The organism is Pararhodobacter sp. (assembly GCF_036802785.1).
Lineage (GTDB): Bacteria > Pseudomonadota > Alphaproteobacteria > Rhodobacterales > Rhodobacteraceae > Pararhodobacter.
Map to the genome: position 1 here is coordinate 1 of NZ_DAIRVN010000039.1, position 12,690 is coordinate 12,690.

A 12,690-nucleotide genomic window follows, 5' to 3' on the forward strand; every position below is an offset into this window, starting at 1 on the left:
CCCGCAGCCTGTCCGCCCGCCACAGCCGGTGCGCCCGCCGCATCCCGTGTTCCCGGTCTATCCGCCCCACCCTGAGCGCCCGCCGCACCCGGTCCGCCCGCCGCGCCCCGAGCCGCCGATCCGGCCGCAAGATCCGCTGCGGCAAGAGCCCTACTGGGGCCCCTGATCCGCGCCCGATGCCCTGATGCCCCCCGCCCCGGCGCGCAACCCTGCACCGGGGCGGGAAGTGGGTGCAGATTCGCGCCCGTTTGCGGTATGCAATTGCATACTACGCTTCCCCTGCGCCCCGATTTGGTCTAAGACGCGGCCAACGACTCACACCAGACCGGAGGCCCCATGACCAAGATCAAGGTTGATAACCCCGTTGTCGAACTCGACGGCGACGAGATGACCCGCATTATCTGGGATTTCATCAAGCAAAAGCTGATCCTGCCCTATCTCGACATCGACCTGAAATACTACGATCTTGGCATCGAGGAGCGTGACCGCACCGACGATCAGATCACCATCGACGCGGCGCATGCGATCAAGAAATACGGCGTCGGCGTCAAATGCGCGACCATCACCCCCGATGAGCAGCGCGTCGAGGAATTCGGCCTCAAGCAGATGTGGCGCTCGCCCAACGGCACGATCCGCAACATCCTCGGCGGCGTGATCTTCCGTGAGCCGATCATCTGCTCCAACGTGCCGCGCCTTGTGCCGGGCTGGACCCAGCCGATCGTCGTGGGCCGCCACGCCTTTGGCGACCAGTACCGCGCCACCGACTTCCTGTTCCCCGGCAAGGGGAAACTGACCATCAAATTCGTCGGCGACGACGGCACGGTGATTGAAAAGGAAGTGTTCGATGCGCCGGGTGCCGGTGTGACCATGGCGATGTATAACCTCGATGCCTCGATCATCGACTTCGCCCGCTCCAGCATGAACTATGGCCTCGTCAAGGGCTGGCCGGTGTACCTGTCGACCAAGAACACCATCCTCAAGGCCTATGACGGCCGCTTCAAGGATCTGTTCCAGAAGGTCTATGAGGAAGAATTCGAAGAGAAGTTCAAGGCGGCCGGCATCACCTATGAGCACCGCCTGATCGACGATATGGTGGCCTGCGCGATGAAATGGTCGGGCGGCTATATCTGGGCCTGCAAGAACTATGACGGCGATGTGCAGTCGGATACCGTGGCGCAGGGCTTCGGCTCACTGGGCCTGATGACCTCGGTGCTGATGACCCCCGATGGCCAGACTGTCGAGGCCGAGGCCGCGCATGGCACCGTGACGCGCCATTACCGCCAGCATCAGGCGGGCAAGGAAACCTCGACCAACTCCATCGCGTCGATCTACGCCTGGACCGGCGGTCTGAAGCACCGCGCGAAGCTGGACGGCAACAACGCGCTGCAGCGCTTTGCCGAAACGCTGGAACAGGTCACCGTGCAGGCCGTGGAAGACGGGTTCATGACCAAGGATCTGGCGCTGCTGGTGGGGCCGGACCAGAAATGGCTTACCACCATGGGCTATCTGGAAAAGGTTGACGAATACCTGAACAAGGCGCTCAAGGGCTGATAATGGCCTGAGCTACGAACATCCGGGCGGCGGGGCGCATTGCCCCGCCGTTTTTCGTTTCCGCCGCTCCGGGAGGCACGGCAAGCGCGCTGGCCTTGCGGGGGGCGCAGCCCACCGCCGGGCCGAGGGGGCTCGATGCCCCCGAGGCCCGGCGCCCCGGCCGGGAATCCCCGGTTCAGCGCCTTGCCCCCCTTCCGAAAACCTGCCAAAGCGATGCCATTCGATCCCATGAGGTTTCCCATGCACTGGCTTTTTCTGGGCGCCGCAATCCTGTTTGAGACCATCGGCACCACCGCCCTGAACGCCAGCCAGCAGTTCAGCCGTCTCTGGCCCTCGGTGCTGGTGGTGATGGCCTATGGGGCGTCGTTCTACCTGCTGGCCATCGTGCTGAAGACCATCCCGGTGGGCGTGGCCTATGCGATCTGGTCGGGGCTGGGAATCTGCTTCATTGCCGTGATCGGCTATGTGGTCTTTGGCCAGCGGCTGGACCTGCCCGCCGTGATCGGCCTCAGCATGATCATCGCGGGGATCGTGGTGATCCAGCTCTTTTCTAACAGCGCAACCCATTGAACGACAGGCCCGCCCCCATGCGACACAGCCCGCTGGAAGATGCACAGGCCTTGTTCATCGGCACCCTGATGTGCGCCTTCGGCCTGGTGATTCTGACCTCGGCGGGTCTGGTGACGGGGCAGACGGCGGGGCTGGCGGTGCTGATCTCCTACATGACGGGCTGGGGTTTTGCGCCGGTCTTCTTCGTGATCAACATCCCCTTCTATGCGCTGGCCTTCGCCCGGATGGGTGCGCGCTTCACCCTCAAGACCTTTGTCGCGGTGGCGCTGCTGTCAGGCTTTGCCGCGCTGCTGCCACGATTCGTGTCGTTCGATGTGCTGCATCCGGCGCTGGCGGCGCTGCTTTTTGGTGCGGTCACCGGCGCAGGCCTTCTGGCGATCTTCCGCCACGGCGCAAGCCTTGGCGGCGTGGGGATCGTGGCGCTTTACGCGCAGGAAAAGCTGGGCATGCAAGCGGGCTGGGTGCAGCTGGGTTTTGATGCGCTGCTTTTTGCCGCCGCGCTGCTGGTGCTTGACCCCATTCTGGTCGGCTGGTCGCTGCTGGGCGCGGTGGTGGTCAACACGATCCTCGGCATCAACCACCGCCGCGACCGCTATATCGGCACCTGACCTGATTGCCTGCTGACGCAGACCCCTGTTTGTCTGGCGCTGCGCGCCGTGCGGGGGCGCTGCCCCCGTCGCCCGTGCCGGGCGCCTCCCCCGGGATATTTCTGAACAGGTGAAAGGGGGCGGCGCGCGCGAAACCGCTGTTGGCCGCAACGGGCTGGTAATTGGTCGCGCTTTCTTGTATCGCGGCGGCGCAGCATTAAAGGCAGAATTCATGGACCTTCGCAATATCGCGATCATCGCGCATGTCGACCACGGCAAGACGACGCTGGTGGACGAGCTACTGAAACAATCCGGCGTCTACCGCGAGGGTCAGGCGACCACCGAACGCGCGATGGATTCCAACGATATCGAGCGTGAGCGCGGCATCACCATTCTGGCCAAGGCCACCTCGGTTGAATGGAAGGGCACGCGCATCAACATCGTTGACACGCCCGGCCACGCCGATTTCGGCGGTGAGGTGGAGCGCATTCTCAGCATGGTTGACGGCGTCTGCCTGCTGGTCGATGCCGCCGAAGGGCCGATGCCGCAGACCAAGTTCGTGCTCGCCAAGGCGCTGGCGCTGAACCTGCGCCCCATCGTCGTGCTCAACAAGGTGGACAAGCCCGCCGCTGAGCCGGACCGCGCGCTCAACGAAGTGTTCGACCTGTTCGCCAACCTCGGCGCCGATGACCATCAGCTTGATTTTCCTGTGCTTTACGCCTCTGGCATCAACGGCTGGGCCGATACTGAGCTGGATGGCCCGCGCAAGGATATGGCCGATCTGTTCGACCTGATCCTGAAGCATGTCCCCGCCCCGGCCCAGATCGCCCGCAAGTCTGAACCCTTCCGCATGCTGGCCACCACCCTGTCGGCGGACGCGTTCATCGGCCGCATCCTGACCGGGCGCGTTGAATCGGGCACACTGAAAGCCGGTGAGACCATCAAGGCCCTGACACGCACCGGCGAGAAGCTGGAGCAGTTCCGCGTCTCCAAGATTCTGGCGTTCCGCGGCCTTGGTCAGCAGCCCATTGAGCTGGCCGAAGCGGGCGATATCGTCACCATCGCGGGCATGTCCAAGGCCACGGTTGCCGACACGCTCTGCGCGCTGGAGGTTGACACCGCCCTGCCCGCCCAGCCGATTGACCCGCCCACCATCTCGGTCACCTTCGGCATCAACGACAGCCCGCTGGCCGGGCGCGACGGCTCCAAGGTTCAGTCCCGCGTGATTCGCGAGCGGCTGATGAAGGAGGCCGAGATCAATGTGGCGATCAAGATCGCTGACACCCCGGGCGGCGACGCGTTCGATGTTGCCGGGCGGGGCGAGCTTCAGATGGGCGTGCTGATCGAAAACATGCGCCGCGAAGGATTCGAGCTGAGCATCAGCCGCCCGCGCGTGATTCTGCGCGAGGAGGACGGCAAGAAGCTGGAGCCGATCGAAGAAGTCACCATCGATGTCGATGATGAATACACCGGCGCCGTGATCGAAAAACTGACCGGCCCGCGCAAGGGCGAGCTGGTCGAGATGAAACCGGCGGGTGCGGGCAAGACCCGGATCATCGCCCATGTCCCCGCACGCGGCCTGATCGGCTATCACGGCGAGTTCATGACCGATACCCGCGGCTCCGGCGTGCTCAACCGCGTGTTTCATGAATGGGCGCCGCACAAGGGCCCCATTCAGGGCCGCCGTCAGGGCGTGCTGATCTCGATGGAGAACGGCACCTCGGTCGCCTATGCGCTGTGGAACCTTGAAGAGCGCGGCAAGATGTTCATCGGCGCGCAGGAGCCGATCTATGAGGGCATGATCATCGGCGAGCACTCGCGCGACAATGATCTGGAAGTGAACCCCCTCAAGGGCAAGAAGCTGACCAACGTGCGCGCCTCGGGCACCGATGAGGCCGTGCGCCTGACCACCCCGGTGATCATGTCGCTGGAACAGGCCATCGCCTATATCGACGATGATGAGCTGGTTGAGGTCACGCCAAAGGCCATCCGCCTGCGCAAACGCCATCTTGACCCGCATGAGCGCAAGCGCAACGCCAGATCGAAAGACTGAACCGGGGGGCCATGTGCCCCCCTTTTCTTTGCTGTCAATGTCCCCGCCGCATGCCCGGCGGCGTTGCGATCAGCGGTCTGCCGCCGGGCGATTTGCACGGGGCCGCGGGGATGCCTAGGTTGCTCATGCAGGCGGGTGCCTCCATGCCCGGCCGTCGCAAGCAAACCGAAATAAGGAGCAGATCATGCTGTTTACCAAACCCCTCGCCGTCCCCTTCACGGCTCTCGCCCTCGCCCTGTCCGCGCCGCTTGCCCTTCCGGCCATGGCGCAGGAAGCCACGCAGGAGGCACCGGGGCCGTCGATCAACGACGAGCAGCTTCAGGCCTTCGTGGCTGCCCTGCGCGAGGTTGACGCGATCGAGCAGCGCTATGGCGCGTCGCTGAACGAGGCGGACAGCGAAGAGGAACGCCAGGCGGTGATCACCGAGGCGAACGAGGCCATGGTCTCGGCCATCGAGGAAACGCCGGGTATCACGGTGCAGGAATATCTTGAAGTTCTGCAGCAGGCCCAGGCCGATCCGGAGCTGAACGCCCGCATCATGGAAATGCTGCAGGGCTGAGCACAGCGCCCCAACAACCCGCCATATCCTGCCGGGCTCAACCCAAGGAGCCCGGCAAGATGAGTTCTGGACAAGCGGGGAATAACCACCGCGCGCTGCCTCCGCGCGCGGCGGACCGAAACCCGCGGTTTCCCGTGAGCGTCGCGCGATCCGTGGCGCTGACACTGTACGGTCAGGAAGGCAGCGGTCACAGTGCAGAGCGGACGCGGTGAGAACGCCCTGACAGAACAGGCTCTATGCGCGCGGCTGTTGCTGCCCGCCTCCCGTCACCCGCCTATCAGATGTGCCACAATGTCGTCACGCCGAGCCCGCGTTTGCCGCATCCCGGCGTTATAGACACCCGCAGCCTGGTGCCGAGCACGACACCAGGCAATGGCCAAAGCGGTCCTCTCCGCCACCCGGTTGACAATCGCTCCACACTATCGCCGCGCCGAGGTCGGCGCTCGCATCAGCCCGGTCTCAGCCCTCCCTGCACCTGTGGCGCGCCTTGAGCAACCCAAAGACCGTCACCGCCCTTTTTCGCCTGCCCTCCGTTCCACCGCGCGCGCTCTGCAAACAAGTCACCCGCTGCGGTGCCCAGCAAATGCGCTCATCGCGGCGCCGGGCCGGAACAGCGCTCACCAAAGCAGATGCCACCGGAACAACCGGCCCAGCCAGAAACGTTCGCCCCGCCCCGCCAACCCCACAGAATCCGGCGCTTTCATCTTGCCTGAAATACGCAGGCACGAATTTTCCCATGGCCAGGTAAAGGGGCCAGCGCCCCCTTAAGCCGCCAAGGGGACATCCAGTGGATCGAACGGCCGGATCTCCACCTCTTCCCCCCGGAAAGCGCAGAACGATCCCGGGGGAATCGCCTCCCAACCCTCTTCATCCGCCTCCAGCGGTTCCGAAACAACCGCCCGCCCGCCATGCACCGCCGACCAGCGATGCCAGAGCGAGGGCGCAGCCGCGTCGGAGGCACAGCGCATCGCATAGAGCACCTGCCCGTCCGACAGCGCCGCCGTCAGCCGCAGATGCGGCGCGCATCCCTTTGCGCGGCTCAGCGCAACCAGCCGCGCCACCGCGCGCATCATGGCGCCATAGGGGTCCTCCTCCAGCCCCTCGGCCAGCGCCAGAAGAAACAGCGCTTCGCTGTCCGTCGCGCCCTTGCGATATGGATACAGCGCTTCGGGGATCATCATATCAGCATCCCGGCGAAACCCGTCATAGCCGCCGATCTGACCATTATGCATGAACGACCAGCGGCCCACCACGAAGGGATGGCAGTTGTTCCGGCTGATCGCCGTGCCGGTCGAGGCGCGCACATGCGCCATGAACAGACCTGAGCGCACCTGCGCGGTGAGCGCCCGCAGATTGGGGTCAGACCAGGCCGGATAGACATCGCGGTACAGCCCCGGCTCGCGGCGCTCGCCATACCAGGCAAGGCCGAAGCCGTCGGCATTGATGGCACTGGCGCATTGTGTCGCCCCATGGCTCTGGCGGATCAGCGAATGGCCCGGCCTGCTGACGATCTCCTCCAGAAAGATCGGCGCCCCGATATAGGCAGCCCAACGGCACATACATGCATCCCCTGTCTGACCCGCGCCCAAAGCAGGCGGCGGAAAGTGTCACGAATCCAGTGTGAAACACAAAGAGAAACAAAGCATAAACAACCAGAGGTCAGCCGGAAAATCAGAGCGGAATCCCCCGCCTGCCACCCCGCGCCCGGTTCGCGGGTGCAGGGGGCGCGGCCCCCTGCCGGGGGTGCGGGGGCAGCGCCCCCGCTTCCCCGCCCCCGCAGGGCCCGGCATCTCTGATGCCGGTTCTCCGCTGACGGCTATTCGGTAAGCTCGACAATCACCAGATCACGCTCGGACGCCCCGCGCGCATGTTCAAGCGCCGCCTGATATTCGGGCGAGCGATAGCAGGCCTCCGCCGCCTCCAGCGAGGGAAAGCGCGCGACCACATGGCGCGCGCGCTCCTTGCCCTCCAGCGTCACATAGCGCGCCGCGCGGGCGATGAACGCCCCGCCATGTTGGGCAATCGCCGGGCCTGCCAGCGCGGCATAGCGGCCATAGGCCTCAGGATCGGTCACCTCGACATGGGCAATCCACAAAGCACCGATCATTTCATCCCTCCGATCGCGGCTTCGGCCGCCGTGATGGCGGCCTCGGCGCCGCCAATATCCGCGCCGCCGCCCTGCGCCATATCCGGGCGACCACCGCCCCCTTTGCCGCCCAGAGCCACCACCGCCGCGCGCAGCACATCCACCGCCGACAGCCGCGCCGTCAGATCCGCCGTCACGCCCGCCGCCACCGCCGGTTTCGCCCCGGTATCGGCGATCAGCAGCACCACGCCGGTGCCGATCCGCGCCTTGATCTCGTCGATCATCGCGGGCAGATCCTTGCCCGAAACCCCGGTCAGAACCTGCGCCACAAAGGGTACGCCACTGACATCGCGGGCCTCGAACCCGCCCTGACCGCCGCCGCCCATCGCCAGCTCGCGCTTGAGTTGCGCCACGTCATTGGCCAGCGCCCGGCGCTCCTCGGTCAGCACGCGCACCCGCTCCACCACCTCGGCCATGGGCGTTTTCAGCAGTTGCGCCACCTCGGCCAGCCGCGCCTCCTGTGCGCGCAGATAGGCCAGCGCCGCCTGCCCGGTCAGCGCCTCGATCCGCCGCACCCCGGCAGACGAGGCCTGATCGCCCAGTATCACGCAGGCGCCGATCTCGCCGGTGCGCGCCACATGCGTGCCGCCGCACAGCTCCAGCGAATAGGTCTTGCCGTCAGCGCCCTTGCCCGAGCCCGCCAGACGGCCCATCGACACCACCCGCACCTCATCGCCGTATTTCTCGCCGAAAAGCGCCTGCGCCCCGATGGCGCGTGCGTCATCGGGGGTCATGATCCGCGTCTCGACAGGGGTGTTCTGGCGGATATAGGCGTTCACCTCGGCCTCTACAGCGGCCAGTTGCGCGCTGTCCAGCGCCGTGGAATGGCTGAAATCAAACCGCAGCCGGTCGGGCGCGTTCAGCGATCCCTTCTGCGATACATGATCGCCAAGCGCGCGGCGCAGCGCCTCGTGCAGCAGATGCGTGGCCGAATGGTTGGCCCGGATCGCCCCGCGCCGCGCATGCGACACCTCCAGCTTCACCGGCTGCCCCTTGCGCAGGCTGCCCTCGGTCACCTCGGCGATATGCACGAAAAGGCCCGCCATCTTGCGGGTGTCGCGCACCTCGGCCTCGCCGCCGTCCCAGCGGATGAACCCGGCATCGCCCACCTGCCCGCCGGATTCGGCATAGAAGGGCGTCTGATTGACCACCACCTGCACCGCGCCGGTGGCGCTGTCCGCCGCCAGCCCGTCGACCACCAGCGCCAGCACCTGACCCTCGGCAGTCTCGGTGTCATAGCCCAGAAACTCGGTGCCGCCATGGGCATCGGCCAGCTCATACCAGATCGCCTGATCCGCCGCATCGCCGGACCCTGCCCAGGAGGCGCGCGCCTTGGCCTTCTGCTCGGCCATCGCTTCATCAAAGCCGGCAGTATCCACCGCCCGGCCCTTTTCGCGCAGGGCGTCCTGCGTCAGGTCCAGCGGAAAGCCGAAGGTGTCATAAAGGCGGAACGCCGCCGCGCCGGGCAGCTCGGCACCCTCAGGCAACCTTTCCAGTTCGGCATCCAGCAGCTTCAGGCCACGGTCCAGCGTGGTGCGGAAGCGCGTCTCCTCCAGCTTCAGCGTCTCGGCGATCAGCGCCTCGGCCTGCCGCAGCTCGGTGTAATGCCCGCCCATGGCGCGCACCAGCGCGGGCACCAGCGTGAACATCACCGGGTCCTGCGCGCCCAGCATATGCGCATGGCGCATCGCGCGGCGCATGATCCGGCGCAGCACATAGCCGCGCCCCTCGTTCGAGGGCATGACCCCGTCGGCGATCAGAAACGCGGTCGAGCGCAGGTGATCAGCGATCACCCGGTGGTGGATCTTGCCCTTGCCGTCGGGGTCGGAATGGGTGGCATGGGCCGATGCCTCGATCAGCGAGCGCATCAGATCGGTGTCGTAATTGTCGTGCTTGCCCTGCAACAGCGCGCCGATCCGTTCCAACCCCATGCCGGTGTCGATCGACTGGCGCGGCAGGTCGGTCAGGCGGCCGTCCTCATGCTGCTCATTCTGCATGAACACCAGATTCCAGATCTCGATAAAGCGGTCGCCATCTTCCTCAGGGCTGCCCGGCGGGCCGCCCCAGATATGCTCGCCATGGTCAAAGAAAATCTCGGTGCAGGGGCCACAGGGGCCGGTGGGGCCCATGCGCCAGAAATTGTCATCGGTGGGAATGCGGATGATCCGGCTGTCGGGCAGGCCCGCCACCTTCTTCCACATCTCTGCCGCCTCATCATCGGTGTGATAGACGGTGACCAGCAGTCGATCCTTCGGGATATCGAAATCCCTGGTCAGCAATTCCCATGCAAAGGGGATCGCTTCGGATTTGAAGTAATCGCCAAAGCTGAAATTCCCCAGCATTTCAAAGAAGGTATGGTGGCGCGCGGTATAGCCCACATTATCAAGGTCATTGTGCTTGCCCCCCGCCCGCACGCATTTCTGCGACGAGGTTGCGCGGTTGTATTCCCGGTGTTCAAGCCCGGTGAAGACATTCTTGAACTGCACCATGCCCGAATTGGTGAACATCAGTGTCGGATCATTGCGCGGCACAAGGGGCGAGCTGTCGACAACCGTATGGCCCTGACGGCGGAAATAATCGAGGAAGGTCGAGCGGATATCGTTGAGGCTTGCCATCGGCGGAGGGGCCCTTGCTTGATGAAGTGGCAGAGTCCGGCGGTTTCTACTGGATTATGCGCCCCGGTTCAAAGCCCGAATCGTCTCGCGCGCCCGTTCCGTGCAGCGGGGCGCAGATGACAGGCTCCGGGGCGGTCATGCAGAACGCTCCGGCGTTCCCGGCAGACGCCCGGACCCGCCGCCTACAGACCCGGTGTCACACCGCCGCGATCTTCTGCAGCAGGTCGCCCGCAGCAATCTCGCCATCCTGCTCAATGCTGCACAGCACCCCGCGAAGCCGCAACGGCGGGTGGCCGGGCGCGGTGATCCAGTCTTTCGCCGCGGCGCCGTAGCGGGCTTTCCATTTGACGCAGCCGTCGTTGAACACATCCGAGACCCGCAGAACCGCGCTGCCGACCCGCAAAAGCTGGCCGACCGGCAGATTGGCCTCGCTCAGGTTCATATCCACCACGAAGGTATCGCCCGGGTACGGCACAGTCTCCCGGTCGCGCCAGACAAGATCCAGAACACGTTGCGGCAGGATCGACACCTGTATCCCCGGATGCCCGCGCCCGTCTGCCACGCGCAGCCAGGGGCTGGTTTCCCAGCGCTCACCCGGAATGCCGCGCGCACGGGTCAGGGTGAGGCTGTCAGGAAATAGCCGCTGGTTATAGCCGGGGCGGAAGCAAAGCCAGCTGACAGGGGCACGGTCCCCGGGTGCGGCCAGGATATGGGGGATGGCCGCATCCAGTTCTTCCCGCGTCGGCTGCGCCATGCCTGTCAGTCCTCGACGATTTCGCTGTCTTCCTGCGCCATGTGGAAATCAAGCCCGTTCGCAGCGCGGATCTTGTCCTCGATCTCAAGCGCGATGGAGGGGTTGGATTTCAGGTAGGTCTTGGCATTCTCACGCCCCTGCCCGATCCGCTCATCACCATAGGAATACCAGGCGCCCGATTTCTCGACGACCCCGGCCTTGACCCCGATATCCAGCAATTCGCCGGTTTTCGAGATGCCCTCGCCATACATGATGTCGAATTCGACCTGCTTGAACGGGGGGGCGACCTTGTTCTTGACCACCTTCACCCGCGTGGCATTGCCGACCACCTCGTCACGGTCCTTGATCGCGCCGATGCGGCGGATGTCGAGCCGGACGGACGCGTAGAACTTCAGCGCATTGCCGCCGGTCGTGGTTTCGGGCGAGCCGAACATGACGCCGATCTTCATGCGGATCTGGTTGATGAAGATCACCATGCATTTCGAGCGCGAAATCGACCCGGTGAGCTTGCGCATCGCCTGGCTCATCAGCCTTGCATGCACACCCACGCTCGAATCACCCATATCGCCCTCAAGTTCGGACTTGGGCGTCAGCGCGGCAACCGAATCGACCACCACCAGCGAAACCGCGCCTGAGCGCACCAGCGTATCGACGATCTCAAGCCCCTGCTCGCCCGTATCGGGCTGGCTGATCAGCAACTCATCCAGATTCACACCCAGCCGCCGCGCATATTGCGGGTCAAGCGCGTGTTCGGCATCGACAAAGGCGCAGATCCCGCCTTTTTTCTGCTCTTCGGCGATGACATGCAGGGCCAGCGTCGTCTTGCCGGAGCTTTCGGGGCCATAAACCTCGATGATCCGGCCTTTGGGCAACCCGCCGATCCCCAGCGCAATATCGAGGCCCAGCGAGCCGGTCGAGGTAGACTCGATCTCGGCCACCGGATTGTCGACGCCAAGGCGCATGATAGAGCCCTTGCCGAACTGCCGTTCGATCTGGGCCAGCGCTGAATCGAGCGCTTTCTGCTTTTCCTGGGCACGCTTGTCGGTCATATCGAGAAGGCTCGCGGTTGCCATGATTTCAGCCTCTTATTTCATAGCCCGTTCTGGGCAGCAATAGGGATTTGTTCGCATCCTGTTCTCAGCAAGATGCGCACAAAGCGGGAACATTACAAGCCCCTTTTCGCATTCCATCTTGTCGTACAGTTGGTTAAGAAATGGTTTCCAAGCAAACAGAAAGAAGGCGGTGCGCATGCTGGTGTTCTGGAAACCGCGGCTGGTTGTCCTGGCGACGCCGAAAACCGGCTCCACCTCGATCGAGATCGCGCTTGAATCGCTTTCCGCGCTCTCGGTCACCCGGCCGCCTGAGCTGAAGCACACCCCCGCCTACCGCTACCAGCGCTTCATCCGGCCCTATCTGCGCGCCTCGGCGGGCGGTGATTTCACGGCTGTCGCGCTGATGCGCGAACCGGTGGACTGGCTGGGTTCCTGGTTCCGCTACCGCCGCCGCGATGAGGTGATGGCGCCGGAAAAATCCACGCGCGGCATGGATTTCGCCGATTTCGTGCGCGGCTATGTCAGCGATCCGCGCCCCGCGTTTGCCGATGTCGGCGGGCAGGCGAAATTTCTGTCCGGGATGAATGATGCGCCGCTGGGGGTTGATAAACTCTTCCGCTACGAAGACCTTGCGGCCTTCGTGGCCTTCCTCGAAGAGCGGCTGGATTTCGCCATTGAGCTGCCGCGCGAAAATGTCTCGCCCGCCGGTGATCTGGCGCTGCCCGGCGATCTGGCCGCCAGCCTGCGCGCCCATCTCGCCCCAGAATACGCGCTTTACAACGCGATCGGATAGCGGCGCGGGA

11 protein-coding genes are annotated in these 12,690 nt (G+C 64.6%); 6 read left to right on the plus strand and 5 right to left on the minus strand.

The window, feature by feature from the left end; all coding sequences use genetic code 11:
• Nucleotides 1-336: 336 nt before the first annotated feature.
• The 5 genes from V7Q53_RS13650 (at nucleotide 337) to V7Q53_RS13670 (ending at nucleotide 5,320) form a co-directional block, all read left to right on the plus strand.
• Nucleotides 337-1,551 (plus strand): NADP-dependent isocitrate dehydrogenase, encoded by a 1,215-nt coding sequence (locus V7Q53_RS13650; protein ID WP_333829150.1) that lies wholly within the window; start codon nucleotides 337-339, stop codon nucleotides 1,549-1,551.
• Between the two features lie 240 nt (nucleotides 1,552-1,791).
• Nucleotides 1,792-2,121: a DMT family transporter gene (locus V7Q53_RS13655; RefSeq protein WP_333829151.1), complete on the plus strand. Its 330-nt coding sequence runs from the start codon at nucleotides 1,792-1,794 to the stop codon at nucleotides 2,119-2,121.
• Between the two features lie 17 nt (nucleotides 2,122-2,138).
• Nucleotides 2,139-2,729 carry a YitT family protein gene (locus V7Q53_RS13660; protein ID WP_333829152.1) on the plus strand — a complete coding sequence of 197 codons (591 nt, stop codon included), beginning with the start codon at nucleotides 2,139-2,141 and terminating at the stop codon, nucleotides 2,727-2,729.
• A 211-nt stretch (nucleotides 2,730-2,940) separates the two neighbouring features.
• On the plus strand, nucleotides 2,941-4,761 hold the full coding sequence (typA, locus tag V7Q53_RS13665) for a translational GTPase TypA (protein WP_333829153.1): 1,821 nt from the start codon (nucleotides 2,941-2,943) through the stop codon (nucleotides 4,759-4,761).
• Between the two features lie 184 nt (nucleotides 4,762-4,945).
• Entirely contained in the window at nucleotides 4,946-5,320 is a 375-nt protein-coding gene (locus tag V7Q53_RS13670) for a DUF4168 domain-containing protein (RefSeq protein ID WP_333829154.1), read from the plus strand.
• A 764-nt stretch (nucleotides 5,321-6,084) separates the two neighbouring features.
• On the opposite strand, the gene V7Q53_RS13675 is transcribed toward V7Q53_RS13670, so the two are convergent.
• The 5 genes from V7Q53_RS13675 to recA all read right to left on the minus strand — a co-directional run bounded on the left by V7Q53_RS13675 (nucleotide 6,085) and on the right by recA (nucleotide 11,908).
• Complete coding sequence (locus V7Q53_RS13675; RefSeq protein WP_333829155.1) at nucleotides 6,085-6,879, minus strand: class II glutamine amidotransferase; 795 nt, start codon at nucleotides 6,877-6,879, stop codon at nucleotides 6,085-6,087.
• Nucleotides 6,880-7,136: 257 nt separating this feature from the next.
• A complete protein-coding gene (locus V7Q53_RS13680) occupies nucleotides 7,137-7,424 on the minus strand; it encodes a DUF1330 domain-containing protein (protein ID WP_333829188.1) in 288 nt (95 codons plus the stop codon).
• Nucleotides 7,424-10,081 carry an alanine--tRNA ligase gene (gene alaS / locus V7Q53_RS13685; RefSeq protein WP_333829156.1) on the minus strand — a complete coding sequence of 886 codons (2,658 nt, stop codon included), beginning with the start codon at nucleotides 10,079-10,081 and terminating at the stop codon, nucleotides 7,424-7,426. The genes V7Q53_RS13680 and alaS overlap by 1 nt, the downstream gene beginning before the upstream one ends.
• 196 nt (nucleotides 10,082-10,277) lie before the next feature.
• Nucleotides 10,278-10,835, minus strand: a complete 558-nt coding sequence (locus tag V7Q53_RS13690; protein WP_333829157.1) for a hypothetical protein — start codon at nucleotides 10,833-10,835, stop codon at nucleotides 10,278-10,280.
• Between the two features lie 5 nt (nucleotides 10,836-10,840).
• Nucleotides 10,841-11,908 (minus strand): recombinase RecA, encoded by a 1,068-nt coding sequence (recA, locus tag V7Q53_RS13695; protein WP_333829159.1) that lies wholly within the window; start codon nucleotides 11,906-11,908, stop codon nucleotides 10,841-10,843.
• A 175-nt stretch (nucleotides 11,909-12,083) separates the two neighbouring features.
• Here recA and V7Q53_RS13700 point away from each other — a divergent pair, with 175 nt between their 5' ends.
• Complete coding sequence (locus tag V7Q53_RS13700) at nucleotides 12,084-12,680, plus strand: hypothetical protein (protein WP_333829160.1); 597 nt, start codon at nucleotides 12,084-12,086, stop codon at nucleotides 12,678-12,680.
• Nucleotides 12,681-12,690: the final 10 nt, after the last annotated feature.